The 26,369-nt window shown below is 63.9% G+C and carries 21 protein-coding genes; 19 read left to right on the plus strand and 2 right to left on the minus strand.

The annotated features are described in order from the left end of the window. Nucleotides 1–99 precede the first annotated feature (99 nt). From AC3WQY_RS04925 to AC3WQY_RS04955, 7 genes are all read left to right on the plus strand, one after another. Nucleotides 100–1,116 (plus strand): porin, encoded by a 1,017-nt coding sequence (locus AC3WQY_RS04925; RefSeq protein ID WP_285230885.1) that lies wholly within the window; start codon nucleotides 100–102, stop codon nucleotides 1,114–1,116. Between the two features lie 189 nt (nucleotides 1,117–1,305). Then, nucleotides 1,306–2,373 carry a porin gene (locus tag AC3WQY_RS04930; protein WP_285230886.1) on the plus strand — a complete coding sequence of 356 codons (1,068 nt, stop codon included), beginning with the start codon at nucleotides 1,306–1,308 and terminating at the stop codon, nucleotides 2,371–2,373. A 209-nt stretch (nucleotides 2,374–2,582) separates the two neighbouring features. Then, entirely contained in the window at nucleotides 2,583–3,257 is a 675-nt protein-coding gene (locus AC3WQY_RS04935) for a DUF3047 domain-containing protein (RefSeq protein ID WP_492706299.1), read from the plus strand. A 167-nt stretch (nucleotides 3,258–3,424) separates the two neighbouring features. Next, nucleotides 3,425–4,408, plus strand: coding sequence for an ABC transporter permease (locus tag AC3WQY_RS04940; protein ID WP_492706301.1), 984 nt, complete (start codon nucleotides 3,425–3,427; stop codon nucleotides 4,406–4,408). 1 nt (nucleotide 4,409) lies between these two features. After that, complete coding sequence (locus tag AC3WQY_RS04945) at nucleotides 4,410–5,357, plus strand: ABC transporter permease (protein ID WP_285230889.1); 948 nt, start codon at nucleotides 4,410–4,412, stop codon at nucleotides 5,355–5,357. A 20-nt stretch (nucleotides 5,358–5,377) separates the two neighbouring features. After that, nucleotides 5,378–6,367 (plus strand): ABC transporter ATP-binding protein, encoded by a 990-nt coding sequence (locus AC3WQY_RS04950; RefSeq protein WP_285230890.1) that lies wholly within the window; start codon nucleotides 5,378–5,380, stop codon nucleotides 6,365–6,367. Beyond that, nucleotides 6,364–7,362: an ABC transporter ATP-binding protein gene (locus tag AC3WQY_RS04955; RefSeq protein WP_285230891.1), complete on the plus strand. Its 999-nt coding sequence runs from the start codon at nucleotides 6,364–6,366 to the stop codon at nucleotides 7,360–7,362. The genes AC3WQY_RS04950 and AC3WQY_RS04955 overlap by 4 nt, the downstream gene beginning before the upstream one ends. On the opposite strand, the gene lptM is transcribed toward AC3WQY_RS04955, so the two are convergent. After that, the gene (lptM, locus tag AC3WQY_RS04960) at nucleotides 7,359–7,580 is read right to left on the minus strand and encodes an LPS translocon maturation chaperone LptM (protein WP_425334596.1); all 222 of its coding nucleotides are present in this window, start codon (nucleotides 7,578–7,580) and stop codon (nucleotides 7,359–7,361) included. The genes AC3WQY_RS04955 and lptM overlap by 4 nt on opposite strands. Nucleotides 7,581–7,598: 18 nt before the next feature. On the opposite strand from lptM, the gene cyaY reads away from it, so the two are divergent. Continuing rightward, complete coding sequence (gene cyaY, locus AC3WQY_RS04965) at nucleotides 7,599–7,949, plus strand: iron donor protein CyaY (protein ID WP_492706305.1); 351 nt, start codon at nucleotides 7,599–7,601, stop codon at nucleotides 7,947–7,949. Between the two features lie 9 nt (nucleotides 7,950–7,958). Here cyaY and AC3WQY_RS04970 read toward each other — a convergent pair whose 3' ends face one another. Next, entirely contained in the window at nucleotides 7,959–10,328 is a 2,370-nt protein-coding gene (locus tag AC3WQY_RS04970; RefSeq protein ID WP_492706307.1) for a penicillin-binding protein 1A, read from the minus strand. A 262-nt stretch (nucleotides 10,329–10,590) separates the two neighbouring features. Between AC3WQY_RS04970 and AC3WQY_RS04975 the strand changes: the two genes are divergently transcribed. The 11 genes from AC3WQY_RS04975 (at nucleotide 10,591) to AC3WQY_RS05025 (ending at nucleotide 26,346) form a co-directional block, all read left to right on the plus strand. Next, nucleotides 10,591–11,670 carry a pilus assembly protein PilM gene (locus AC3WQY_RS04975; protein ID WP_285230893.1) on the plus strand — a complete coding sequence of 360 codons (1,080 nt, stop codon included), beginning with the start codon at nucleotides 10,591–10,593 and terminating at the stop codon, nucleotides 11,668–11,670. Continuing rightward, complete coding sequence (locus tag AC3WQY_RS04980; protein ID WP_492706309.1) at nucleotides 11,667–12,278, plus strand: PilN domain-containing protein; 612 nt, start codon at nucleotides 11,667–11,669, stop codon at nucleotides 12,276–12,278. The genes AC3WQY_RS04975 and AC3WQY_RS04980 overlap by 4 nt, the downstream gene beginning before the upstream one ends. A gap of 8 nt (nucleotides 12,279–12,286) precedes the next feature. Continuing rightward, nucleotides 12,287–12,979 (plus strand): type IV pilus inner membrane component PilO, encoded by a 693-nt coding sequence (locus tag AC3WQY_RS04985; protein WP_492706311.1) that lies wholly within the window; start codon nucleotides 12,287–12,289, stop codon nucleotides 12,977–12,979. A 53-nt stretch (nucleotides 12,980–13,032) separates the two neighbouring features. Then, nucleotides 13,033–13,518, plus strand: a complete 486-nt coding sequence (locus AC3WQY_RS04990; RefSeq protein WP_492706353.1) for a pilus assembly protein PilP — start codon at nucleotides 13,033–13,035, stop codon at nucleotides 13,516–13,518. A 23-nt stretch (nucleotides 13,519–13,541) separates the two neighbouring features. Next, the gene (locus AC3WQY_RS04995) at nucleotides 13,542–15,671 is read left to right on the plus strand and encodes a type IV pilus secretin PilQ (protein WP_492706313.1); all 2,130 of its coding nucleotides are present in this window, start codon (nucleotides 13,542–13,544) and stop codon (nucleotides 15,669–15,671) included. A gap of 50 nt (nucleotides 15,672–15,721) precedes the next feature. After that, on the plus strand, nucleotides 15,722–17,851 hold the full coding sequence (locus AC3WQY_RS05000; protein WP_492706315.1) for an Ig-like domain-containing protein: 2,130 nt from the start codon (nucleotides 15,722–15,724) through the stop codon (nucleotides 17,849–17,851). Beyond that, entirely contained in the window at nucleotides 17,848–18,408 is a 561-nt protein-coding gene (locus AC3WQY_RS05005) for a shikimate kinase (protein ID WP_492706355.1), read from the plus strand. The genes AC3WQY_RS05000 and AC3WQY_RS05005 overlap by 4 nt, the downstream gene beginning before the upstream one ends. Before the next feature lie 39 nt (nucleotides 18,409–18,447). Then, complete coding sequence (gene aroB / locus AC3WQY_RS05010) at nucleotides 18,448–19,548, plus strand: 3-dehydroquinate synthase (RefSeq protein WP_492706317.1); 1,101 nt, start codon at nucleotides 18,448–18,450, stop codon at nucleotides 19,546–19,548. 18 nt (nucleotides 19,549–19,566) lie between these two features. Next, nucleotides 19,567–20,697, plus strand: coding sequence for a deoxyguanosinetriphosphate triphosphohydrolase (locus tag AC3WQY_RS05015; protein WP_492706319.1), 1,131 nt, complete (start codon nucleotides 19,567–19,569; stop codon nucleotides 20,695–20,697). Between the two features lie 44 nt (nucleotides 20,698–20,741). After that, nucleotides 20,742–21,437, plus strand: coding sequence for a transposase (locus AC3WQY_RS05020; RefSeq protein WP_492706321.1), 696 nt, complete (start codon nucleotides 20,742–20,744; stop codon nucleotides 21,435–21,437). Between the two features lie 139 nt (nucleotides 21,438–21,576). Beyond that, nucleotides 21,577–26,346, plus strand: coding sequence for a glutamate synthase-related protein (locus AC3WQY_RS05025; protein ID WP_492706323.1), 4,770 nt, complete (start codon nucleotides 21,577–21,579; stop codon nucleotides 26,344–26,346). Nucleotides 26,347–26,369: the final 23 nt, after the last annotated feature.

Genomic DNA, 26,369 nt, shown 5'->3' on the forward strand with positions numbered 1-26,369 from the left:
CTGGTGCAATAGGCGCAACTTCCGCTGCGGAGGTTGGCTCGGTCGGCCGGATGTTTGGCTTTGCAGGCCGAGACCTCTTGTTCAATTTTGGAGAACCCAATGAAGAAATCCCTGATCGCTCTGGCTGTGCTGGGCTCGCTGGTCGGCACCGCCTCGGCGCAATCGTCGGTGACCCTGTTCGGCCTCGTTGACGTTGGCGTGCGCCAAGTCAAGGGCGCTGCCGGCACCGTCAACACGCTGTCGTCGGACGGCCGCTCGAGCAGCCGTCTGGGCGTGCGTGGCGTGGAAGACCTGGGTGGCGGCCTGAAGGCCAGCTTCTGGCTGGAAGGCGCGCTGTCGCCGGACGCCGGCTCGGTGGATGCATCGCGTTTCTGGGGCCGCCGCGCCACGGTGAGCCTGTCGGGCGCCTTCGGTGAAGTGCGCCTGGGCCGTCACAAGATCGCGGCTCGCCTGACGATCGACGATTTCGACCCCTATTCGACCACCGGTACCGGTGCCGTGACCGCCATCTTCTCGGGCCTGGGCTCGAAGGCTGGCGTGCCTAACCGTGCCGACAACCAAGTCGGCTACGTGCTGCCTGGCGATCTGGGTGGCGTGTACGGCGGTGCCGACGTGGCGGCCGGCGAAGGTGCAGCGACCGATGGCAACAAGACCATGTCCGGTCGCCTCGGCTACAAGGCCGGCCCCGTCCATGTGGCCGCTGCTTACAGCGTCGGCGGTGTCGACAGCAACAAGTACAAGCTCGGCGTCGTTGCCGGTTCGTACGACTTCGGCGTGGCCAAGGCCTCGGTGATGCTGGGCCAGAACAAGTTCGCGTCGCTGAAGCAGTCGTGGTGGCAAGTCGGCGCCGTGGTGCCGGTGGGCTCGGGCGAGCTGCTGTTCTCCTACGCCGATGCCAATGCCAACAACGCTGCCGAACTGGGCAAGGTTGCCGGCGATGCCAAGCTGTTCGCGCTGGGCTACAACCACATCCTGTCGAAGCGCACGACCATTTACGCCACCCTGTCGCAGATCAAGAACGAAGGCGTTGCCAAGTTCGTGGTCGCGGGCGGCAATGCGGTCAATGCCGGCGGCACCTCGCGTGGCGCCGACGTGGGCATTCGCCACAGCTTCTGATCAACAGATTGGGCGCTTCGGCGCCTTGCTGCAAGGCCACCGCAAGGTGGCCTTTTTCGTTTGCGATGGCGCAACTGTCGCCGCCGAGACAGGGTTATTTCCCGTTGGATCGGTGCAACAGGGCGGGGCCGAATCCCTAGGGCCACACCACAATAGCGATAGGTATTTTTCTAACCAGGAGACATAGAGATGAAGAAGGCAACCTTGGTTTTGGGACTCCTCGCCAGCAGCGTGGGTGCCGCCTATGCGCAGTCGAGCGTGACCCTGTACGGCATCATTGATGCAGGTGCTCGCTACACCACGAACGCCGGCCCGAATGCCGCCAGCAAGGGCTCTTCGTTGTCTACCCTGGCTCCCGGCGGCATGTCGCAAAGCCGTCTGGGCATCAACATTACCGAAGACATGGGTGGTGGCCTGAAGGGCATCGCCAATTTGGAGCATCGTCTGCTGTCCGATACCGGCGCGGTGGCTGCTGCCGATTTCTGGCGCCAGTCCTGGGTGGGCATTCAGTCCAGCAGCTTCGGTCGCATCACCCTGGGTCGCCAGTACAACGTGCTGTTCGATGCGGTGACCGCCACCTACGCCTCGTTCAAGTACTCGCCCTATGCCGAGATCTACAAGCCTGAGATCGGCTTCTCGCTCGGCGCGCGCAACGACAACATGGTCAAGTACCTGATCGAAGTCGGCGGCTTCCGCGCCGAGGCGCAGGCCAGCGCAGGTGAGGGCGGTGCCGGCAAGTCCATGGGTGGACTGCTCCGCTATGCCGTGGGTGAGTTCGCCGTCGCAGGCGCTTATCTGGACCTGAAGGATGCGGCCGGCAAGAGCGTCAAGGCCACCACCATCGGTGGTGCCTGGACCAGCGGCCCCTGGTACCTGAATGCCGGCTGGGCGCGCAACAAGTTCGAAGCCGGCTTCAGCGCCGTGACCAACGCGACCCTGGCAGGCTCCATCGTCGGCGCACTGAACGCCGCCGCCGCGCTGGGCGAGCATCGCGATATGTGGAGCGTTGGTGGCACCTACCAGCTGACGCCTCAGCTGAACCTGGGCGCGCAATACTGGAACGCGAAGCAGACCGGCTATGTGGCCGCCGGCAATGGCAAGGGTGACTTCTTCGCCTTCGTCGCCGACTACGCCTTCTCCAAGCGTACCGATGCCTACCTGGAACTGGATCACACCAAGATCAGCGGCAATCTGACCCTGGCCAACGGCGCTACCAAGCGCGATGGCTACACGGTGGGTCTGCGTCACCGTTTCTGAGTTTGAAGGGTTGGGCGTGATGCCCGTCACGTTGCAGGCCGCCTTGTGCGGCCTGTTTTTCTTGGCCGCTGCAAGCCGTGACCAAATTGGCGGCGGGTTTCTGCGCGTGGCCTAGGGTTGACAGGTTGCGTCCGAACCGGAGTTGTACGTCCATGGCTAGATCCCTACTCGCGGTGGCTGCTGCCCTGTGTCTGGCGGCTTGCTCGCATGTGCAGCCGGCGCAGCAGGGCGCGCGGCCGCTCGCGGGCTTGCAGGACTGGTCGGCGCGCGAGCTACCGGGCAAGCGCGCCACGCAGTATTCGCTGGGGCAGCGGGCGGGCCAGGCTTGTGTGCTGGCGCAGGCGCAAGAGTCAGCCAGCTTGTGGCGCCGGCAACTGACGCTGCTGCCGCAACAGGTGGAGCGGCTTGAGTTTGAGTGGTGGATTGCCGGCAAGCAGGCGATGGCGGCCGATACCGATCCCGACCTGGACGACGCGCCAGCGCGCCTGGTGCTGGCATTCGAGGGTGACGAGGCACGGCTTTCGGGGCGCAATCGCATGCTGTTCGAGTTGGCGCGCGTGCTGACCGGTGAATCGCCGCCCTATGCGACCCTGATGTATGTGTGGGACCCGCGGCGCACGCCCGAGACGGTGGTGGTCAATGCCCGCACGGACCGCATTCGCAAGATCGTGGTCGGCAATGATGCGGCGGGCCAGTGGCAGAGCTTTCGCCGCGACATCGCCGCCGACTTCAAGAAAGCCTTTGGCGAGGAACCGGGCCGCATGGTCGGTGCCGCGCTCATGACCGACGCCGACAACAGCCCGGGGCGCGCCGAGGCTTGCTACGGCAGCATCCGCTTTGTCGATCAACAGGCCAATCTGTTGCCGGGCAGCCTGATTTTCTGAGGCGTCGCAGCACCGAAGTCGTGCTGCGCACCGATCAGGGCTTTCCCGTTTGCCAGGCGCTCATCCGTCCTTGATGATGGCGCCTCCGTTGGGTGGCAGCGCTGCGTCGCAGCGTGGCTCGATGGCTGATCAAGCGCCAGCACGGGCCGCCCTGAATTCCCTCAGACATGCTAGTTTTCATACTCAGGCGCTTGGTGCAGGCCATCGTCGTGATGCTGACGGTGGCTTTCATCGCCTTCATGCTGTTCCAGTATGTGGGCGATCCGGTGACCAATTTGCTGGGGCAGGACGCCACCCCGGAACAGCGCGAGCAACTGCGCCACGACCTGGGCCTGGATGCCTCGTTCCCGGTGCAATTCGCGCGCTTCGTGGGCAATGCCGTTCAGGGTGAATTCGGCCTCAGCCTGAGGCAGGGGCGCAAGGTCTCCACGCTCATCGTCGAGCGCTTTCCTGCCACGCTCGAACTCTCGTTGGCGGCGGCGGTGATTGCGCTGGGCCTGGGAATTCCATTGGGCGTGATCGCGGCATTGCGGCGCGGGCGGGCCTCGTCGCAGCTGCTGATGACGCTGTCGCTGCTGGGCGTGTCGCTGCCCACCTTCCTGATCGGCATCCTGCTGATCCTGATCTTCGCCGTGAACCTGAAGTGGCTGCCCAGCTTTGGCCGCGGCGAGGTGCTGGCCTTCGGCAGCTGGACCACCGGGTTGCTGAGCCTGGATGGGCTCAAGCACCTGCTACTGCCCGCGGTCACGCTGTCGGTGTTTCAGCTCACACTCATCATGCGCCTGGTGCGTGCGGAGATGCTGGAGGTGCTGCGCACCGACTACATCAAGTTCGCGCGCGCACGCGGCTTGAGCAACCGCGCGGTCTACTTTGGCCACGCGCTGCGCAACACCTTGGTGCCGGTGATCACCATCACCGGCCTGCAGCTCGGCTCGCTGATCGCCTTCGCCATCATCACCGAGACCGTGTTTCAGTGGCCGGGCATGGGCCTGCTGTTCATCCAGGCCGTGCAGTTCGCCGACATCCCCGTGATGGCGGCTTATCTGTGCCTGATCTCCTTCATCTTCGTCAGCATCAACCTGCTGGTGGACTTGCTGTACTTCGCCGTCGACCCGCGCCTGCGCGTCGAGGGCAAGGCCGGCGGACATTGACATGAGCCGCAACCCGAATCCGCAACCCCAAGCCGCGGCGCCGAGCGCCTGGCGGCGCTTCTTCGACGGCGACCTCTGGCATTCCTACCGCAGCTCGCCGATGGCGATCTTGGCCAGCGTGATCGCGCTGGCCTGTGTGGTGTGCGCCGTGTTTGCCGAGTTCGTGGCGCCCCACAACCCCTTTGATCTTTCCACGTTGGAGCTGATGGATTCGCGCCTGCCGCCGGCCTGGATCGAGGGTGGCTCGGGCAAATATCTGCTCGGTACCGACGACCAGGGGCGTGACATTCTCTCGGCCCTGATGTATGGCGCACGCATCTCGCTGCTGGTGGGGCTGGCGTCGGTGCTGCTGTCGATGCTGATCGGCGTTGGCCTGGGTTTGCTGGCCGGCTTTGCGGGTGGGCGCGTGGACGGCTTCATCATGCGCGTCTGCGACGTGATGCTGTCCTTCCCGTCCATCCTGGTGGCCTTGCTGATCGATGGCGTCGGGCGGGCTTTGTTCCCGCATGCGCATGAGACGCTGGCCTTCCTGGTGCTGATCTTCGCCATCGCGCTCACCGGCTGGGTGCAGTACGCGCGCACGGTGCGCGGCTCCACCATGGTGGAGCGCAACAAGGAATATGTGCAGGCGGCGCGTGTCATCGGCGTGGGCCCCCTGCGCATCATGTTCAAGCATGTGCTGCCTAACGTGCTGGGTCCGGTGCTGGTGCTGGCCACCATCCAGGTGGCCTCGGCCATCATCACCGAAGCCACCCTGTCGTTTCTGGGCGTGGGGGTGCCGCCCACCAGCCCGTCACTGGGCACGCTGATCAGGGTGGGCAACGACTTTCTGTTCTCGGGCGAATGGTGGATCACGATCTGGCCGGGCGCGATGCTGGTGCTGATCGCCCTGAGCGTGAACCTGCTGGGCGACTGGTTGCGCGATGCGCTCAACCCGCGCCTGCGTTGAGACCGAGGATGCATGCCGGCATGAGCCCCACCGCTTCTTTGCTTGAAGTCCGCGAGCTGCGCGTCGAGTTCCCGTCGCGCCGTGCCAACTTGCTGGCGCTGGACGACATTTCCTTCGACATTGCCGCCGGCGAGATTCTTGGCGTGGTGGGCGAATCGGGGGCCGGCAAGTCGCTCACCGGCGCCTCCATCATCGGCCTGCTGGATCCGCCCGGCCGAATCGCCGGTGGCGAGATCCGTCTGGAGGGCCAGCGCATCGACAACCTGCCCTACGAGCAGATGCGGCGCATCCGCGGGCGTCGCATCGGTGCGATCTTCCAGGACCCGCTCACCTCGCTGAATCCGCTCTACACGGTGGGCCAGCAGCTCATCGAGACCATCACCGCGCATCTCGGGCTGAGCCACCAGCAGGCGCGCCGGCGTGCCATCGAACTGCTGCAGCAGACCGGCATCCCCGCGCCCGAGGCACGCATAGACCAGTATCCGCATCAATTCTCGGGCGGCATGCGGCAGCGCGTGGTGATTGCGCTGGCGCTGGCGGGCGAGCCCAAGCTGATCGTGGCTGACGAGCCGACCACAGCGCTGGACGTGTCGATACAGGCGCAGATCATTGCCCTGCTCAGGCGCGTGTGCAAGGAGCAGGGCGCCGCCGTGATGCTGGTGACGCACGATATGGGCGTGATCGCCGAGACCTGCGATCGCGTGGCGGTGATGTATGCCGGACGCATCGTCGAGATCGGACCGGTCCGCGATGTCATCCACCAACCCGCCCATCCCTATACCGTCGGCCTGATGGGCTCGATCCCGGCGATGGACGAGGATAGAGAGCGCCTGCTGCAGATCGACGGGGCGATGCCGCGCCTGAATGCGATTCCGGCCGGCTGCGCATTCAATCCGCGCTGCCCGCGCGTCGTTGAGCGTTGCTTGCGCGCGCGACCCGAACTGATGCCTGCCGGTGGCACGCGCGCGGCCTGCTGGCTGCATGCGGCGGATGAGGGGCGGGCCGCATGAGCACCAAGCCGCTGCTGGAGGTGAAGGACCTCGCCAAGACCTTCGATGTTTCTGCGCCCTGGCTGAATCGCGTTGTCGAGCGCAAGGGGCGGCAGTTCGTGCACGCGGTGGACGGGCTCAGCTTCAGTATCGCCAAGGGCAAGACGCTGGCCCTGGTGGGCGAATCCGGCTGCGGCAAGAGCACCGTGGCGCGCCTGCTGGTGGGGCTTTACGAGCCCACGCGCGGCAGCGTCAGCTTCGACGGCGTGGATACGGCCGCCAAGATGGATGCGGCCCAGCGCCTGGCCCTGCGCAGGCGCATGCAGATGATTTTCCAGGATCCCTATGCGAGCCTGAATCCGCGCTGGAAGGTGCAGGACATCGTGGCCGAGCCCTTGCGCGAGCATGGCCTGGTGCGCGATGTCTCGGAACTGCGCGAGCGCGTCGCCGAACTGCTGCGCTCGGTGGGCCTGGCCGCGGTGGACAGCGAGAAATTCCCGCACCAGTTCTCGGGCGGGCAGCGCCAGCGCATCTCGATCGCGCGCGCGCTGGCCACCCAGCCGGAGTTCCTGGTCTGCGACGAGCCGACCTCGGCCCTCGACGTGTCGGTGCAGGCCCAGGTTCTCAACATCATGAAGGACCTGCAGCGCCAGCGCGGGCTGACCTACCTCTTCATCTCACACAACCTGGCGGTGGTGCGGCATGTGAGCGACCAAGTGGGGGTGATGTACCTGGGGCGTCTGGTCGAGCTGGCGGACAAGGTTGAGCTGTTTGCACGGCCGCGCCATCCCTACACGCGCATGCTGCTGGATGCGATCCCCGACATCCACATGTCGGGGAGGGCACGCACGCCGGTGCGCGGCGAGGTGCCGAACCCGCTCAATCCGCCCAGCGGCTGCAGCTTCCATCCACGCTGCCCCCTGGCCAATGAGCGCTGCCGGCAGGAGCGACCGGCACTGACCCTGTTCCAGGGCGTGCAGGTGGCCTGCCATGCGGTGCAGGAAGGCCGCGCCTAGCGTGCGCTGCCGGCGGCGCTGGCTGGCTTGGCGGGTGGCGGTGGCAGGCTCAGCGGGCCCTTTTGACCACAGGCGCTCAGCCCCATCGCGACACATGCAGCGGCAAGTGCCAGCAACAGCGCGGCGGCGCCGCGCCGCGGCGAACTGCGGCGCTGAAACCCTGAGGCCGGGGCGGCCTTGCCGGAGCGGCCTACACTGTGGCTTTGATCGATCAACATTCGGGAAGTTTAGCCGCCATGACAGCCAGCCCCCTCAGCGATGCCGACTACCAGGCGAAGACGCGTGCGGTGCTTGATCACATCGAGGTCCAGGTTGATGCCTGGCTGGACGGCGACCTGATCGACATCGACAGTCATCGCACCGGCGGGCTGCTGGAACTCAGCTTTCCCAATGGCAGCAAGATCGTCATCAACACCCAGCCCCCGTTGCAAGAGCTGTGGCTGGCGACGCGGGCCGGTGGCTACCACTTCAAGTATGTGGCCGGGCAATGGCTGGATACCCGCGAGTCGCAGGAGTTCCATGCGCTCTTGTCCGCGCAGGCCAGCGCGCAGGCCGGCAAGAACTTGCGGTTCGCGCCGCCGGTCTGAACGGGGCGTTCAGCGCTTGAAGAGGTCGAGGACGCTCTTCTTCTCTTCCTCGCTGGCGTTGCCGGGCAGCTTGGCCTCGTCATTGCTGAGTGCGCGCACGCCCGACTGGCCCTGATACTCATCGTAGAACCACTCGCCGTTCACCTGCATCACGCCTTCCGGCGCCGTGGGCTCCGAGACCGTCACACCCTTCAGTGCCTGGCTCATGTATTCGATCCAGACCGGCAGAGACAGCCCGCCGCCGGTTTCGCGATCTCCCAGCTTGCGCGGCTGGTCGTAGCCGATCCAGACCACCGCCACCACCTGCTGCTGGTAACCGGCGAACCAGGCGTCCATCGAATCGTTGGTGGTACCGGTCTTGCCATAGATGTCCGGCCGCTTGAGTTGCGCCTGGGCCTTGGCGGCGGTGCCGCTGCGGGTGACCTCCTGCAACAGGCTGGTCATCAGAAAGGCATTGCGCGCATCGATGACGCGGTGGCTCTCGTCCATTTGGCTCGGCAAGCCAGCCTCGTACAGTAGCTTGCCCTTGTGGTCGGTGAGCCTGGCGACGAGTTGTGGGCTGACGCGATAGCCGCCATTGGCAAACACGGCATAGCCTTGGGCCATCTGCATCGGCGTGACCGAGCCGGCGCCCAGCGCCATGGTCAGGTAGGCGGGATGTTTCTCGGCCTCGAAGCCGAAGCGGGTGATCCAGTCCTGCGCGTAGTGGACGCCGATCGACTGCAGCACCCGGATCGACACCATGTTCTTGGACTTGGCGAGCGCGCGACGCAGCGGCAGGGGGCCATCGAAGGTGCCGTCGTAATTCTTCGGTTCCCAGGGCTGGCTGCCCGTGGTGCTGGCGTCGAAGAACAGCGGCGCGTCGTTCACCACCGTGGCGGGCGTGAAGCCTTTCTCCAAGGCAGCCGAGTAGATGAAGGGCTTGAAGCTCGAGCCGGGCTGGCGCCAAGCCTGGGTGGCGTGGTTGAACTTGTTCTTGGCGTAGTCGAAGCCGCCCACCATGGCCCGTACCCTGCCGTCGCGCGGGTCCAGGGAAATGAAGGCGCCTTCAACCTCGGGCAACTGGGTGATCGTCCAGTCGTTCTTGCTGCCCTTGACGACGCGGATGACCGCGCCGCGGCGGATGCGCGTCTTGGGGTTGCCGCGCTCGGACAGGCCCGAGGTGGCGGGCTTCAGCCCCTCGCCGACGATGTTGATGGTCTCGCCACTCTGCAGGGCCGCCGCCACCTTCTTCGGATCAGCTTCCAGCACCACGGCGGCCAGCAATTCGTCGTTGGCCGGATGCTCGGACAGGGCCTCGGCGACGCGGACGTCGACATCCTTGGGGTTGGTCGGCAGGTCGATATAGGCCTCCGGGCCGCGGTAGACCTGCCGCCGCTCGAAGTCCATGATGCCGCGCCGCAGTGCCCGATAGGCGGCGTTCTGCTCGTCGGCATTCAGGGTCAGGTAGACGTTCAGCCCACGCGTGTAGGCCTCATCGCCGTACTGGGTGTAGATCAACTGTCGGGCCACCTCGGCCACGTATTCCGCATGCGAGGAGGCTTCGGCCACCTGGCGATAGCGCAGCGTCTGTGCCTTCGCCTCCTTGTGCTGTTCCTCGGTGATGTAACCGTTGTCCAGCATGCGGTCGATGATGTACTGCTGGCGCTGATTGGCCCGTCGCGGGTTGTTGATGGGGTTGTAGGCGGACGGTGCCTTGGGCAGGCCCGCCAGCATGGCAGCCTCGGCGATCGAGATGTCCTTGAGCGGCTTGCCGAAGTAGACCTCGCTGGCGGCGGCGAAGCCATAGGCCCGGTGTCCCAGGAAGATCTGGTTCATGTAGATCTCGAGGATCTGCTCCTTGCTGAGCGCGTTCTCGATCTTCAAAGCCAGCAAGATCTCGTAGATCTTGCGTGTCATGGTCTTCTCGGTGGAGAGATAGAAATTGCGCGCCACCTGCATCGTGATCGTCGATGCCCCCTGGCTGCGCGATTCGCCCACATTGGCCAGGCCGGCGCGGATCACGCCGAGGTAATCCACCCCGCCGTGCTGGTAAAAGCGTGCATCCTCGATCGCGAGGATGGCATCCTGCATGACCTTGGGGATGCTTTTGATCGGTAGATAGTTGCGGCGCTCTTCGCCGAACTCGCCCAGCACCACGCCATCGCTGGAGAGCACCCGCATGGGCAGCTTGGGGCGGTAGTCGGTGAGGCCGCTGATATCCGGCAGATTGGGGTAGGCCATCGCCAAGGCCATGGCCAGCAGCAGCAAGACACCGCCGGCGCCCGCCGCCAGGAGCGCCAAGGCCCAACCGCCCGCGCGCAACAGCATGGATCCAAGGCTTTGTGCCTGCGGCCTGTCGGCCGTGCTCGGTGGGGACTTCTTCTTGGCTTCGCTCATGGGGCTCCGTCGCGGTCGGGGGATTATAGAAACGCCCCGCGCACGCGCGCCTTGTCACCTCTGCTTACCAATAGGTGTGGGGCCAATGCCGAAATAGCGGTGTTATTCCGGCCTTAGGGTGCCGCGGCAGTCGTGTATGTTTCGCAACGTGGTGTTACTTGCATGAGGCAGAAAGCCTTGGGGCGTCATAGGCTTTGCTGCTAGCATTCAAGTAACTTATTAATAGTCCGGCGCACTCGCGGCGCGTTGGGGGATAAGCGTCATGGGAATACTTGACGTACTGCTGGGTCGCAAGCATCCGCCCATGATTGGCTTGGATATCAGCTCGTCCAGTGTGAAACTGGTCGAATTGGGTCAGAGTGCCAATGGCGAGATGGTCTTGGAACGCTTTGCGACCGAGCCGTTCGAAAAAGGTTGGATCACCGATGGCCAAATCGAGAAATTCGATGAGGTGGCGGATGCCGTGCGCCGCGTGGTGGCGCGCAGTGGCAGCAAAACGCGCGACGCCGTGCTGGCGATGCCGCAGTCGGCCGTGATCACCAAGAAGATCATGCTGCCCGCGGGCTTGCGCGACGAAGAGCTTGAGATCCAGGTCGAGGCGGAGGCGAATCAGTACATTCCGTTCTCCCTGGACGAGGTTAGCCTGGACTTCTGCGTAATCGGCCCCAGCCCCACGTCCGTTGGCGATGTCGAGGTGCTGATCGCCGCCTCGCGCAAGGATCGCGTGCAGGACAGGCAGGGCTTGGCCGAGGCAGCGGGTTTGCGCCCGGTCATTCTGGACATCGAATCGCATGCATCCCGCATGGCGATGGGGCGGCTGATCGCGAATTTGCCCAGCGAGGGCAAGGATGCCTTGGTGGCACTGTTCGAGATCGGTGCTGACACCACCAGTCTGAAGGTCCTGCGGGACGATGAGATGCTGTATGACCGCGACCAAGCCTTCGGCGGGTCGGCGCTGACGCAGCTCATTTCGCGTCAGTACGGCTTCTCGTTTGAGGAGGCTGAGCTCAAGAAGCTCGCGAACGAGCTGCCGGAAGACTACGAAACCGCGGTGCTGAACCCGTTCGTGGACAGCCTCTCGCAAGAAATCGGGCGCGCCCTGCAGTACTTCTTCACCAGCACGCCGCATCACAAGGTGCATTACGTGATGCTGGCCGGAGGAACGGCCACCTTGCCCGGGCTCAAGGAGCGCGTCACGGAGTTGACGGGCTTTGCCTGCATGGTGGTGAACCCGTTCGAGAATATGGCGCTGGGCTCGTCGGTGCGCGAGGCCAAGTTGCGCCGCGAGGCGCCGGCCTATCTGACCGCCTGTGGCTTGGCGATGCGGAGGTTCTTTCAGTGATTCTGATCAACCTGCTGCCCTATCGGGAAGAGAAGCGCAAGCGCCGTAAGACGGCATTTTTTGTCGGCTTGGGTGTTTCGGCCGTGTTGGGCGCCGTGGTGGTGGGCGCCGGCATGCTGCTGCTGCAGCAGATGACCGCCGCACAAGCTTCTCGCAACCATTTTTTGACGACCGAGATCGACAAGCTCGACAGCCAGATCAAGGATATTGCCAACCTCAAGGCTGAAATTGAATCGCTGAAGTCTCGCCAACGGGCGGTGGAGGATTTACAGGCGGACCGCAATACGCCGGTGCATCTGCTGAACGAACTGGCCCGGCATACGCCCGAGGGCGTGTATCTGACGGCGATCCGTCAGAACGACAAAGTGGTCTCGATCAACGGTGTCGCGCAAACGAACGAGCGTGTTTCCGAGTTGTTGCGCAGTACCGCGCGCAATTCCGAATGGCTGGAAAAACCCGAGTTGGTGGAGATCAAGATCGCCAACCTCAGCGCCAATTCACGCGATCAGAAACGGTTGTTTGAGTTCTCGATGAAGGTGTCGATCAAGGCACCGGCGAGCGAATCGCCAGCCGCACCAAGCTCTGGTGTGCCGGCCAAGAAGTCTTGAGGGCGGACATGCTGAAAAAGGCGAAAAAAGGCAATCTGAACCTCAATGTCTGGTTCGAAGGGCTTGCGGAGCAATTCCGCGGACTCAATCCAAATGAGCCTGGGCAATGGCCATTGGCACCCAAGCTGGCATCGTTCATGGCGATCGGTGTATTGGTTTTGGTATTGGGTTGGGTGTTCGTGCTTGCCGACGTTCAGTCCGCGTTGGATGCCGAGCGCGAGCGTGAACCGAAGCTGAAGGCCGATTACACCGGCAAGCTGGCGCAGGCGGTCAATCTGCCTGAGTTGCGTAAACAGAAAAGCCAGGTTGAGGAGTATGTGACGCAGCTGGAGAAGCAGCTGCCTGGCAAGGCTGAAATGGACGCCCTGCTGTCGGATATCAATCAGGCGGGGCTGGGGCGTGGGCTGCAGTTTGAGCTGTTCCGTCCGGGGCAGATGGTCATCAAGGATTACTACGCCGAGCTGCCGATTGCCTTGCGGGTCTCAGGGCGTTACCACGATGTTGGCGCCTTTACCGCAGACGTATCCAACCTTTCACGCATCGTGACGCTGCACAACTTGAATGTCGTGATGCCCGCGGGTAAGGATGCGTCTGGCAATCTGGCGATGGAAGCTACGGCGCGAACCTATCGCTACCTGGATGCCAATGAAGTGAGTGAGCAAAAGCGCAGTGCAGCCAAGGCGGCGGGGGCCAAGAAATGACGGCTTATCAGATAAGTTGGCGTTGCCTGGCCGCGTTGACCTTGCTGCTGGGAATGGGGGCCTGCTCGTCGGATGTGGACGAGCTTCAGCAGTGGATTGAAGAGCAGCGCCGCGCGGCGCGCCCGACGGTGCGCCAGCTGGTTCCGCCCAAGAAATTTCTTCCCCAGGCCTACGAGGCGCAGAACGGCGTGGACCCCTTCAGCACGCAGAAGCTGAGCGTGGCCATCAAGCAGGAATCGGCACAGCCCAATTCGCTGTTGGCGGCCGAGATGAATCGACGGCGCGAACCGCTGGAATCGTTTCCCCTGGACAGCATGTCGATGGTGGGCAGCCTGACGCGCTCCAACAATCGCTTCGCCCTGCTGAAGGTGGACAACCTGCTCTACCAGGTCAAGGGCGGAGACTACCTCGGACTCAATTTCGGCCGCGTCACCAAGATCACCGAAACCGATATCACCTTGCGAGAAGTCGTCCAGGACGCTGCGGGCGAATGGGTTGAACGCACCAGTACCCTCCAGCTACAGGAGAAGGGACGATGAGAATACTTCCGGAGACTCTTCGAATGAGCCAGTGGCGAGCTTTGGCATGTGCAGTGGCGGTGGGTTGTTTGGCGCCCCTGCCTGTGTGGGCGCAGAACGCGATCCGCTCCATCAGCAGCCTGCAGCAGTCGGGTGCCGAGGTGGTGCGCATAGAGTTGGCGCAGCCGCTGAGCGAAATCCCGCGCGGTTTCACGGTTCAGACACCTCCTCGCATCGCCATCGACTTGCCGGGCGTCTCCAACGAACTAGGCCGTTCGGCGGTCGAGATCAATCAAGGCAATATTCGCTCGGCCAATGTGGCCCAGGCCGGCGAGCGCACGCGGCTGGTCTTGAACTTGCGGCAGTCAGCGACTTACCGGGCGCAGTTGCAAGATAACGCGCTGCTGATATTCCTGGAGCAAGTGCCGCTGGCTAGCAACGTAGGGCAGGTGACGGCCGAGCCGGTGCATTTCGCTGCCAGCCAGAATGCGGCGTCGCAGGCCTTGCGCGACATTGACTTCCGCCGTGGCCAGGATGGTGCGGGGCGTGTGATTGTCAATCTGCCTAGCACACAGGTTGGGGTGGACATCCAACAACAAGGCCAGAACCTGGTGGTCGAGTTCCTCAAGTCCAGCCTGCCTGAGAACCTGCGGCGCCGCCTCGACGTGTCTGACTTCGGTAGCCCTGTGCAAGCGGTGTCGACCTCGCAGGTGGGTGATCGCGTGCGCATGGTTGTGGAGCCACGTGGTGCCTGGGAGCACAGCGCTTATCAGAGTGATAACCAGTTTGTGCTAGAGGTCCGGCCGCAGAAGATCGATCCCAACAAGCTGACGCAGGGGCCGGGATATGCGGGCGATAAGCTGTCGCTGAACTTCCAGAACATCGAGGTTCGCGCCCTGCTGCAGGTGATCGCCGACTTCACCAATTTCAATGTTGTGACCAGCGATACCGTGACTGGTAACGTGACGCTTCGACTCAAGGACGTCCCGTGGGATCAGGCGCTGGACATCATCATGCAGGCCAAGGGTCTGGGTCTGCGCAAGTCTGGCAATGTGCTTTGGATCGCGCCCAAGGATGAGCTTGCCACCAAGGAGAAGCTGGATCTTGAGGCCAAGGCACAGATTTCCCAGCTTGAGCCCCTGCGCACGCAGGCCATCCAACTGAACTACACAAAGGCCGAGGAAGTTGCCAGGGGGCTGACCGGAACGTCGCAAGGTGCCGGCAGCAGTGGTACTGCAACGCGGCTGCTGTCAACGCGCGGCAGCGCGATGTTTGAGAGTCGCACCAACCAACTGTTCGTGACCGACATCCCCTCCAAGCTGGAAGAAGTTCTGGCGATGGTCGCCAAGATCGACATTCCGGTACGCCAGGTATTGATCGAGGCGCGCATTGTCGAGGCCGACGACAAGTTCGGCCGCTCGCTGGGCGTGAAGCTGGGCGCCACTGATATGCGGGGATTGCAGGGTGGCATCCCTGGGGTAAATGTTGGTGGCAACAACTACGTGGCGGTGGGTGGCAACTACAACGCCATCGGCTATCAAACCAAGCAGAGCGACAAGGTCGATTTCAGCAACAGCCAATTCATCAATATGCCGGCGCCGAAGATCGGCGATCTTGCACCGGCCAACTTTGCATTGTCGTTGTTCAGCGCCACGGCCAATCGATTCTTGAACCTTGAGCTGTCGGCGCTTGAGGCCGATGGTCGCGGCAAGATCGTTTCGAGCCCTCGCGTGGTAACGGCTGACCAAGTCAAGGCCTTGATTGAACAGGGCGAGGAATTGCCCTATCAAGTGGCCACGGCGAGCGGCGCGACCTCGATTGCGTTCCGCAAGGCCAATTTGAAGCTGGAGGTGACGCCGCAAATCACGCCGGAAGGTAATGTGATCCTGGACGTTGATGTCAACAAGGACAGCGTCGGACGCCAGACCTCGGCCGGTTTTGCTATCGACACCAAGCATGTGAAGACTCAGGTGCTGGTGGAGAACGGCGGCACGGTGGTGATAGGCGGCATCTTCACCCAGGTGGAGCGCGAAGATGTGACTAAAGTGCCCTTCCTTGGCGACGTGCCCATCATGGGCAATCTGTTCAAGAGTAAGGCACGCATTTCGAACAAGACGGAATTGCTGGTATTCATCACGCCGAAGGTCGTCAACGACCGCGTGACGGCGCGCTAAAGGGAGCTGCTCTGCCGTCGCTGCGGCAAGGGCGAAAAGGAGTCTGAGTGATGAACGGAAAAAATTGGCTGGGTAATGGCAAGGTCGCTGCTTTGCTGGGCCTGGGTGTGGCGCTGCTGTTGAGCGCCTGCGGCGGCGGCGGCGGGAGCGCGGGAGATCCCGTTCTAGGCGGTGGAAGCACTGGTACAGGCAGCAGCACCTCCACGGACACGGCTGTGGTGAGCTTGGCACTTTCGACGACAACCGTGAGTGCAGGCGCTCCTGCGACGCTGTCGGTGCAGGTCAAGAACAAGGCCGGTTCCCCATTGGTGGGGCAGGTGGTCAAGTTCAGCACCGATGCTGGCCTGGGTGCTTTTAGCGCACCATCCGCCCTGACCGATGCCAACGGGCAGGCGACGGTGATCTTGTCACCGGCGCAGACGGCTTCAACGGGCGCCGATATGGTCAAGGCGACGGTCAACTATTTGACCAAGGATTACAGCGCATCGACGGGCTTTCAACTGACAGCGACCAATGTGGCGATTGCTTCGTTCACGTCGGACGTGAGCAGCCTGTCGGCCTATGGCCAAGCGGGCCTTACGGTGACGCTGACTGGCACCTCGTCGACCAGCCCGGTCAACCTTGCGCTGACTTCGTCATGCACGGCGGCGGGCAAGGGCAGCATCACGCCTAGCAGTCAAACCACTTCCACCGGCCGAGCCACATTCACGTTCCGTGACGGTGGCTGCGGCGCGGTCGCGGCGGCTGAGAACCTTCAGATCTCGGTGACAGGCACAGCACTGACGCAGTCGCTCAGCATCCCTGTCAATTCGCCCGCAGTCGCCAGCATTGGTTTTGTTTCGGCTGCGCCGTCCAACATCTATCTGCGTGGCTCCGGCCTGGTGGAAAACGCGAACGTGACTTTCCAGGTCAAAGATGCCAACAACAATGGGCTGCCTGAGCAAACCGTGGTTCTTGAACCTAGCGTGCTGGTTGGCGGTCTGACCTTGGATGGCGGCAGTACGGCGGTGACCAAGAAGACCGACAAGGATGGCAACGTCATTGTTCGTGTCAATTCGGGCACGGTGCCAACGCCTGTGCGCATCAAGGCAACGTTGCAAGGCAGCAATATCTCCACGGTGTCCAGTGTCCTGGCCATTGCGGTGGGCCTGCCGTCGCAACTGAATTTCTCGATGGCTCAGGGCACGATCAATATCGAGGGTTACAACATCCAAGGGACGCCCAACACCTATACCGTGATTGCCTCGGATCGACTTGGCAACCCGGTGCCAAACGGTACGGCAATCAACTTCGTCACGGAAGGCGGGCAAGTCGAGGCCATAAAGCAGACTGCACTCAGCGCCAGTGGCATTGCGACGGCGACCGCAAACTTCGCCACTGCTGCCCCGGTTCCCGTTGATGGGCGTGTCACTGTCGTGGCGTACGCCCTTGGTGAAAAATCCTTCCTGGACACCAACGGCAACAACACCTACGACGCTGCCGAAGACTTCCAGGACCTTGGTGACATCTTCTTGGATCGCAAGTTCGACAACTTCTACCAGGCTAGCGACGATCAGTTCGTGTCTGTATCGACTGGCGAGAGCAAAGCCTGTTTGGCGGGTACATCTTCCCTGCTAAGTATGGGCGTCAGTATTCCTTCGCGTCCGAATACCTGCAGTCAGACCTGGGGCCGTGCCTACGTTCGCCGAGCGGTGCAGACGATATTTTCAACTTCCACAACTCGCCCGCTGTGGGGCCTGAGCCGGAACGCCGGGGCCCGGGCAGCGGGGGGCATTTGCGCATCGTCGGTTTCGCTGATCACGCACTACGTCAACGACGTAGCGCAGACCTCAAACTTCATGCCGTTCGGCGCTGATCCCTTGTACAACATGGGCGTCACGGGAGTGCTTTCCTTCACGGTGGCCGATGCGAACCCGGTGGCGTACAACCCAGTGTCGGCCGGCACCACGATTTCGGTAAAGACGACCGATGGCCTGTCGGCAGAGGTGCTGGGTGGCTCTCCCGTGCCGAGCACAGCAACGCCTACGGGAACTGCAGTCAGCTACAAGTTCGATGACAAGACAAGCTCGGGCACGATTGCGGTGACCTTCACCTCGCCTGGAGGCCTTGTTCATTCGATTACGCAAGCCATCAATAAAGACGAGGCGACGGCCGCGGGGCTTGTGAGTTGCACCAACTGACGATTGCTCTCGTTGGCATGCCCGGCGGTGGCAAGTCCACCGTTGGCAAGCAACTGGCGCGGCAGTTGCAGGTCCCGTTCGTTGACTCGGACGCTGAGATCGAGCGGCAGATCGGCATGCCGATCAAGGCATTCTTTGAGCGTGAAGGCGAAGCCAGCTTCCGGGACATTGAGGCGCGTGTGATTGCCGAGCTGCTCGCCCGCGGGACCGAGCTGGTTCTGGCGACGGGTGGTGGGGCGGTGCTTCGGGAGGAGAACCGCGCGGCGCTGCACCAGTGCGCCACCGTGATCTATCTGCGCTCGTCGCCGGAGGAGTTGTTTAGGCGGCTGCGTCACGACACGCAGCGGCCGTTGTTGCAGGTCCGCGACCCGCTGCAGAAGCTGCGCGAGCTGTACCACGTGCGCGACCCGCTCTACCGCCGTGTGGCGCACTATGTGATGGAGACGGGGCGCCCCTCGGTGCATGCCCTATCCAACATGATCCTGATGCAGCTCGAGCTGGCCGGTGTGGTCAGCCCCGAGCGCGTGGCGGCCACGGTGGGTGCCGAGCGCAGCTGAGAGGCTGGCGCCACGGCGGCGGCCCGTACACTTCAGCGCATGAGCACGACCGATTCTTCTCTGCAGACCGTCCGCATCTCCCTCGCCGAACGCAGCTACGACATCCGCATCGGCTCCGGCCAACTGAGCGATCCGCTCGCCTGGCAGGGCTTGCCCAAGGCCTCGGCCGCCCTGATCGTGAGCAACGAGACCGTTGCGCCGCTGTATCTCGAGCGCTGCCGTCAGCAACTGCTGGGGCACTATGCCCGTGTCGACGCCGTGCTGCTGCGCGATGGTGAGCAGTACAAGGATTGGGACTCGCTCAACCAGATCTTCGATACCCTGCTGCGCACGGCTTCCGATCGCAAGACCGTGCTGGTGGCCCTGGGTGGCGGTGTGATTGGCGACATGACGGGTTTTGCCGCCGCGGTCTATATGCGTGGCGTGCCCTTCGTGCAGGTGCCCACCACGCTGCTGTCGCAGGTCGACTCCTCGGTGGGTGGCAAGACCGCCATCAATCACCCGCTGGGCAAGAACATGCTGGGTGCTTTCTACCAGCCCGAGCGCGTGATTGCCGATCTGGACACGCTCGATACCTTGCCGGAGCGTGAGCTCTCGGCCGGCCTGGCCGAGGTCATCAAATACGGCCCCATCGCCGATGCCGAGTTCCTGACCTGGATCGAAGCCCACATCGATGCGCTGCGCGCGCGCGACAAGGGTGCGCTGGCCTACGCCGTCAAGCGCAGCTGCGAGATCAAGGCCTGGGTGGTTGGCCAGGACGAGCGCGAGCAGGGCCTGCGTGCCATCCTCAACTTCGGCCATACCTTTGGCCACGCCATCGAGACCGGGCTGGGTTACGGCAACTGGCTGCACGGCGAGGCGGTGGGTTGCGGCATGGTATTGGCCAGTGACCTCTCGGTGCGCAAGGGGCTGATGCCGGCCGATTTCCTGCCGCGCATGCGGCGCGTGATCGAGCTTGCGGGCTTGCCCGTGACCGCGCCCAAGTTGGGGCTGCAGCGTTATCTCGAGCTGATGCGCGTCGACAAAAAGGCCGAGGGTGGCGAGATCCGCTTCGTGCTGATCGAGGCACTGGGCAAGGCCGGCATGCATGGCGCCGACGAGGCGCTGGTGGATGCCGTGCTGCAGGCGCATTGCGCATAGAGAGAGGCGCAGCCGGCCATGATGCGCGCCCGCTACGCCGCTGACCCGGCGCGCAGCCGCGGCCGCCGTTTTCACGAGCCCCCGGCCCCGACGCGCAGCGAGTTCCAGCGCGACCGCGACCGCATCGTCCACAGCACCGCATTCCGGCGCCTGGTCTACAAGACCCAGGTGTTCCTGAATCACGAGGGCGATCTGTTCCGGACGCGCCTGACGCATTCGCTGGAGGTGGCGCAGCTGGGGCGATCGATCGGCCGCAGCCTCCAGCTGGACGAGGATCTGATCGAAACCATCGCGCTGGCACACGACCTCGGCCACACGCCCTTTGGCCACGCCGGCCAGGATGTGCTGGACGACTGCATGCAGGCGCATGGCGGCTTCGAGCACAACCTGCAATCGCTGCGCGTTGTGGACAGGCTGGAGCAGCGCTACCCCAGCTTCGACGGGTTGAATCTGACGTTCGAAAGCCGCGAAGGCATCCTCAAGCATTGCTCCAGGCGCAACGCGAATCTGCTGGAGGCGCAGGAGCCCGACGGTGTGGCGGCGCGCTTTCTGCGCGGTGGCCAGCCCAGCCTGGAGGCGCAGCTGTGCAATCTGGCCGACGAGGTGGCCTACAACGCCCATGATGTGGACGATGGCGTGCGCTCGGGCCTGGTGAGCCTGGAGCAACTGGAGCAGGTGCCCTTGGTGGCCGAGCATTTGCGCAGCAGCCTGCATGCGCATCCGGGCTTGAACGGGAAGCGCCTGCTGGCTGAAACCATACGCCGCATGTTGTCGGAGCAGGTCTACGACATCATCCGTGCGACCGGGCAGAGCCTGGCCGAGCTGGACCCTGTCAACATCGCAGCGGTGCGCGATGCCGCACCCCTGGTGCGCTTCAGCACCGCGATGCGTGCGGCCAGCAGCGAGCTCAAGCGGTTTCTGTTCGCCAATCTCTATCGCCATGAGCAGGTGCAGGCGACGCGCGGCCGGGCGGAGCGGGTGCTGCGTGATCTATTTCAGACCTACTTCGCTGATGCGGCCCAGTTGCCGGCCGACTTTGCCGACAGCGAGGACCATGCCCGGGCCTGCGCCGACTACATCGCCGGCATGACCGACCGCTTTGCCCTCAGAGAGCACGAACGCCTGACCGGCCAGCGCCTGTTCGGCTGATTCTCGCCGCGTCCGATAATGGGGTCAGACTCAATGCTGAACCCATGGCAAGACTTGCTCGACTGCCGCTCGCCGGCCATACCTATCACCTGATCCAGCGCGGCAACAACCGTCAGGCCATCGTGCACGACGATGAGGATCGCCGGCACTACCTGGCGGCCCTGCATGAATGCGCCGCCACCCAGAAGGTGGCCATCCATGCCTATGCCTTGATGGACAACCACGTGCATCTGCTGCTGACCCCCAGCACCGCGGAGGGCATGAGCCGCATGATGCAGTCGCTGGGGCGCCGCTATGTGGCCTGGTTCAACCACAAACATGGCCGCATCGGAACGCTCTGGGAGGGGCGCTACCGAGCCGCGGTGCTGGAGCCCGCCGCCTACCTGCTGCCGGCGATGCGCAGCATCGAGCTCAATCCGGTGCGTGCGGGCCTGGCGTTGAACCCCGAAGACTACCCCTGGTCGAGCTGCCAGCATCACCTCGGCATGCGGCGCGACCCGCTGGTGACCGACCATGCCCAGTTCTGGGCCTTGGGCAACACGCCTTTTGAGCGCGACATGCTTTATCGGGCCTTGCTGCAGGAGGGCGGCAGTGAGGCCGAACGCCAGCTGCTGGTGGATTCGGCACTGAAGGGCTGGCCGCTGGGCTCGGCCCAATTCCTGCAAAAACTGAGCGAGCAGACGCAGCGACCGGTAACGCCCAGGCCGCGTGGCCGGCCCGCAAAGGCCAAGGCTTTGTGACTGTGTCCCTATTTATCGCCGAATCTTCGCTTGGTATTTGCTTAAGTCGACTCTGACCCCGTTTAATCAAACTTGTTGATTTTGCTGCAGCGCATTAATCTTGCGGCCATTCCCGATTTGTCGAATGTGGAGGCCAGCCATGGCAGCAGTAAACGGTGAGCAACTGAGCGCAGGCGCGCAGGAAATCCAGGCCCTGGCCGAGCAGGGGCTGTATCGCCCTGCCAACGAGAAGGACGCCTGCGGTCTTGGCTTCGTGGCCCATATCAAGGGTCTGAAGGCGCACATGATCGTGCAGCAGGGCCTGAAGATCCTGGAGAACCTGGATCACCGCGGTGCCGTGGGAGCCGACAAGCTGATGGGCGACGGCGCTGGCATCCTGATCCAGATCCCCGACGAGCTTTACCGCGAGGAGTTGGCCAAGCAGGGCGTCACCCTGCCTCCGCCCGGGGAGTACGGCGTGGGCATGATCTTCCTGCCCAAGGAACATGCCTCGCGCCTGGCCTGCGAGCAGGAGCTGGCGCGCGCCATCAAGGCCGAGGGTCAGGTCTTGCTGGGCTGGCGCGATGTGCCGGTGGATGCCGAGCTGCCGATGTCGCCGACGGTGCGCGAGAAGGAGCCCATCATCCGCCAGGTCTTCATCGGCCGTGGCCCGGACATCATCGTGCCCGATGCGCTGGAACGTAAGCTCTACGTGATCCGCAAGACCGCGTCCAGCGCCATCCAGGCCCTGAAGCTGACGCACAGCCGCGAGTACTACGTGCCCAGCATGAGCTGCCGCACCGTGATCTACAAGGGCCTGCTGCTGGCCGACCAGGTGGGCAAGTACTACAAGGATCTGGCCGACCCCCGCACGGTGTCGGCCATCGCCCTGGTGCACCAGCGCTTCTCCACCAACACCTTCCCCGAATGGCCGCTGGCCCACCCCTACCGCATGGTGGCGCACAACGGCGAGATCAACACCGTCAAGGGCAACTTCAACTGGATGCGCGCCCGCGAGGGCGTGATGAAGTCGCCGGTGCTGGGCGATGACCTGAAGAAGCTCTATCCGATCAGTTTCGAGCACCAGAGCGATACCGCCACCTTCGACAACGCCATCGAGCTGTTGACGATGTCGGGCTACCCGCTGGCCCATGCCGCCATGATGATGATCCCGGAGGCCTGGGAGCAGCATGAGCTGATGGACGAGCGCCGCCGCGCCTTCTACGAGTACCACGCCGCCATGATGGAGCCCTGGGATGGCCCGGCCGCCATGGTGTTCACCGATGGCCGCCAGGTCTGCGCCGCGCTGGACCGCAACGGCCTGCGTCCGGCGCGCTACTGCGTCACCGACGACGATCTGGTGGTGCTGGCCTCCGAGTCCGGCGTCTTGCCCATCCCCGAAAGCAAGATCGTCAAGAAATGGCGCCTGCAGCCCGGCAAGATGTTCCTGATCGATCTGGAGCAGGGCCGCATCGTCGACGACGAGGAGCTGAAGAACCAGTTCGCCAATGCGCGCCCCTATCGCCAGTGGATCGAGAACGTGCGCGTGCGCCTCGACGACATCGAGCTCGACGAGGTCAAGCCGGCCACCTTCGAGACCTCGCTGCTGGACCGCCAGCAGGCCTTTGGCTACACCCAGGAAGACATCAAGTTCCTGATGGCGCCGATGGCCACGAATGGCGAAGAGGGCACCGGCTCGATGGGCAATGACTCGCCCCTGGCCGTGCTCTCCAGCAAGGACAAGCCGCTCTACAACTACTTCAAGCAGCTGTTCGCCCAGGTGACGAACCCGCCGATAGACCCGATCCGCGAAAACATCGTGATGTCGCTGAACAGCTTTGTGGGCCCCAAGCCCAATCTGCTGGACATCAACGCGGTGAACCCGCCGATGCGCCTGGAGGTCTCGCAGCCCATCCTGGACTTCAAGGACATGGCACGCCTGCGCGGCATCGAAGCGCGTACCAATGGCAAGTTCAAGCCCTATGAGCTGGACATCACCTACCCCTTGGCCTGGGGCCACGAGGGCGTGGAAGCACAGCTCGCGTCGCTGTGCGCGTCAGCCCTGGACGCCATCAAGACCGGCCACAACATCCTCATCATCACCGACCGCCATCTGAGCGCCGGTCGCGTCGCCATCCCCGCCCTGCTGGCACTCTCCGCCGTGCACCACCATCTGGTGCGCGAGGGCCTGCGCACCACCGCCGGCCTGGTGGTGGAGACCGGCAATGCGCGCGAGGTGCATCACTTCGCGGTGCTGGCGGGCTTCGGCGCCGAGGCCGTGCACCCCTATCTGGCGCTGGAAACCTTGGTGGCCATGCATGCCGAGCTGCCGGGTAATCTCACGGCCGAGAAGGCCATCTACAACTACATCAAGGCGCTGGGCAAGGGTCTCTCCAAGATCATGTCCAAGATGGGCATCTCGACCTATATGTCCTACTGCGGCGCGCAGATCTTCGAGGCCATCGGCCTGAAGGCGGACTTCGTCGAGAAGTACTTCCGCGGCACGCCCACCCAGGTGGGCGGCATCGGCGTGTTCGAGGTGGCGGAAGAAGCCATCCGCCTGCACCGCGCCGCCTTTGGCGACGACCCGGTGCTGGAGAACATGCTGGAAGCCGGCGGTGAGTACGCCTGGCGCGCGCGTGGCGAAGAGCATATGTGGACGCCGGACGTGATCGCCAAGCTGCAGCACAGCACGCGCTCGGGCAAGTTCGAGACCTACAAGGAATACGCCCAACTGGTGAACGACCAGAGCAAGCGCCACATGACGCTGCGCGGCCTGTTCGAGTTCAAGATCGACCCCAGCAAGGCGATTCCGCTGGAAGAGGTGGAACCGGCGGCCGAGATCGTCAAGCGCTTCGCCACCGGCGCGATGTCGCTGGGCTCGATCAGCACCGAGGCCCACGCCACCTTGGCCGTGGCGATGAACCGCATCGGTGGCAAGAGCAACACCGGTGAGGGTGGCGAGGACCCGGCGCGTTATCGCAATGAGCTGAAGGGCATCCCGATCAACGCTGGTACCAAGATCAGCGATGTGGTCGGTTCCAAGGTGATCGCGGTCGACTACGAGCTCAAGCAGGGCGACTCGCTGCGCTCCAAGATCAAGCAGGTGGCCTCGGGCCGCTTTGGCGTGACCACCGAGTACCTGGTGTCGGCCGACCAGATCCAGATCAAGATGGCCCAGGGCGCCAAGCCCGGCGAGGGTGGCCAGTTGCCGGGTGGCAAGGTATCCGACTACATCGGCTTCCTGCGCTACTCGGTGCCGGGCGTGGGCCTGATCTCGCCGCCGCCGCACCACGACATCTATTCGATCGAGGATCTGGCCCAGCTGATCCACGACCTGAAGAACGTGAACCCGCGCGCCGATGTGTCGGTCAAGCTGGTCTCCGAAGTGGGCGTGGGCACCATCGCCGCCGGCGTGGCCAAGGCCAAGGCCGACCACCTGGTGATCGCCGGCCACGATGGCGGCACGGGCGCCTCGCCCTGGTCTTCCATCAAGCACGCCGGCACACCCTGGGAACTGGGCCTGGCCGAGGCCCAGCAGACCCTGGTGCTGAACCGCCTGCGTGGCCGCGTGCGCGTGCAGGCCGACGGCCAGATGAAGACCGGCCGCGACGTCGTGATCGGTGCCCTGCTGGGCGCGGATGAATTCGGCTTCGCCACCGCGCCGCTGGTGGTGGAGGGCTGCATCATGATGCGCAAGTGCCACCTCAACACCTGCCCGGTGGGGGTGGCCACGCAAGACCCGCTTCTCCGCGCCAAGTTCTCGGGCAAGCCCGAGCATGTGGTGAACTACTTCTTCTTCGTCGCCGAGGAAGCGCGCCAGATCATGGCCCAGCTGGGCATGCGCAAGTTCGAGGAACTGGTGGGCCGCAGCGATCTGCTGGACACCAAGAAGGGCATCAGCCATTGGAAGGCCAAGGGCCTGGACTTCAGCCGCGTGTTCCATCGCCCGGCGGTGCCGGCCGAGGTGGCGCGCACCCATGTGGACGTGCAGGACCATGGCCTGGACCGCGCGCTGGACGTCAAGCTGATCGAGAAGTGCCTGCCCGCCTTTGAGCGTGGCGAGAAGGTGCAGTTCATGCAGCAGGTCAGCAATGTGCGCCGCACCGTGGGCGCCATGCTGTCGGGCGAGCTGATCCGCCGCCTGCCCGAGGGCCTGCCCGACCAGACCGTGTTCATCCAGATGGAGGGCACCGGCGGCCAGAGCTTTGGTGCCTTCCTGGCCCAGGGCATCACGCTCTACCTGATCGGCGATGCCAACGACTACACCGGCAAGGGCCTCTCCGGCGGCCGCGTCGTGGTGCGTCCCTCGATCGATTTCCGCGGCGACGCCACCAAGAACATCATCGTCGGCAACACCGTGCTGTACGGCGCGACGCGCGGCGAGGCCTTCTTCCGTGGTGTGGCGGGCGAGCGCTTTGCGGTGCGTCTGTCCGGCGCCTCGGCGGTGGTGGAGGGCACCGGCGACCATGGCTGCGAATACATGACCGGCGGCACCGTGGTGGTGCTGGGCAAAACCGGCCGCAACTTCGCCGCCGGCATGAGCGGCGGCATCGCCTATGTGTATGACGAGGACGGCCAGTTCGCCAAGCGCTGCAACACCAGCATGGTGGCGCTGGACAAGCTGCTGCCGGCCGACGAGCAGGAGCGCAGCGTGGATCCGGCGCTGTGGCACCACCTGGCGGGCGCCGAGGCACAGACCGACGAGGCCATCCTGAAGAAGATGATCGAGGACCACCATCGCTGGACTGGCAGCCAGCGCGCCCGCGACATCCTCGACCACTGGGCCGATTCGCGCAGCAAGTTCGTCAAGGTCTTCCCGCATGAGTACAAGCGTGCGCTGGGCGAGCAGAACGCCGCCAAGGAAGCCGCCGACACCATCGCCCAGGCCAAGGCGCCTGCGCCCGCGGCCAAGCCCGTCAAGGCTTAATCGGAAGTACGGAAGTAGGAATC

It is taken from the genome of Roseateles sp. FW301-B2 (genome assembly GCF_058788955.1).

What these genes read in the sequence shown, in the direction of transcription:
- AC3WQY_RS04990 (WP_492706353.1), top strand. Translation starts at nt 13,033, where the DNA reads ATGGGGGCCTGCTCGTCGGATGTGGACGAGCTTCAGCAGTGGATTGAA.
- AC3WQY_RS04995 (WP_492706313.1), top strand. Translation starts at nt 13,542, where the DNA reads ATGAGCCAGTGGCGAGCTTTGGCATGTGCAGTGGCGGTGGGTTGTTTG.
- AC3WQY_RS04940 (WP_492706301.1), top strand. Translation starts at nt 3,425, where the DNA reads ATGCTAGTTTTCATACTCAGGCGCTTGGTGCAGGCCATCGTCGTGATG.
- AC3WQY_RS05000 (WP_492706315.1), top strand. Translation starts at nt 15,722, where the DNA reads ATGAACGGAAAAAATTGGCTGGGTAATGGCAAGGTCGCTGCTTTGCTG.
- AC3WQY_RS04955 (WP_285230891.1), top strand. Translation starts at nt 6,364, where the DNA reads ATGAGCACCAAGCCGCTGCTGGAGGTGAAGGACCTCGCCAAGACCTTC.
- AC3WQY_RS04945 (WP_285230889.1), top strand. Translation starts at nt 4,410, where the DNA reads ATGAGCCGCAACCCGAATCCGCAACCCCAAGCCGCGGCGCCGAGCGCC.
- AC3WQY_RS04970 (WP_492706307.1), bottom strand. Translation starts at nt 10,328, where the DNA reads ATGAGCGAAGCCAAGAAGAAGTCCCCACCGAGCACGGCCGACAGGCCG.
- AC3WQY_RS04975 (WP_285230893.1), top strand. Translation starts at nt 10,591, where the DNA reads ATGGGAATACTTGACGTACTGCTGGGTCGCAAGCATCCGCCCATGATT.
- cyaY (WP_492706305.1), top strand. Translation starts at nt 7,599, where the DNA reads ATGACAGCCAGCCCCCTCAGCGATGCCGACTACCAGGCGAAGACGCGT.
- AC3WQY_RS04950 (WP_285230890.1), top strand. Translation starts at nt 5,378, where the DNA reads ATGAGCCCCACCGCTTCTTTGCTTGAAGTCCGCGAGCTGCGCGTCGAG.
- AC3WQY_RS05025 (WP_492706323.1), top strand. Translation starts at nt 21,577, where the DNA reads ATGGCAGCAGTAAACGGTGAGCAACTGAGCGCAGGCGCGCAGGAAATC.
- lptM (WP_425334596.1), bottom strand. Translation starts at nt 7,580, where the DNA reads ATGTTGATCGATCAAAGCCACAGTGTAGGCCGCTCCGGCAAGGCCGCC.
- AC3WQY_RS04925 (WP_285230885.1), top strand. Translation starts at nt 100, where the DNA reads ATGAAGAAATCCCTGATCGCTCTGGCTGTGCTGGGCTCGCTGGTCGGC.
- AC3WQY_RS05015 (WP_492706319.1), top strand. Translation starts at nt 19,567, where the DNA reads ATGATGCGCGCCCGCTACGCCGCTGACCCGGCGCGCAGCCGCGGCCGC.
- AC3WQY_RS04930 (WP_285230886.1), top strand. Translation starts at nt 1,306, where the DNA reads ATGAAGAAGGCAACCTTGGTTTTGGGACTCCTCGCCAGCAGCGTGGGT.
- AC3WQY_RS05020 (WP_492706321.1), top strand. Translation starts at nt 20,742, where the DNA reads ATGGCAAGACTTGCTCGACTGCCGCTCGCCGGCCATACCTATCACCTG.
- aroB (WP_492706317.1), top strand. Translation starts at nt 18,448, where the DNA reads ATGAGCACGACCGATTCTTCTCTGCAGACCGTCCGCATCTCCCTCGCC.
- AC3WQY_RS04985 (WP_492706311.1), top strand. Translation starts at nt 12,287, where the DNA reads ATGCTGAAAAAGGCGAAAAAAGGCAATCTGAACCTCAATGTCTGGTTC.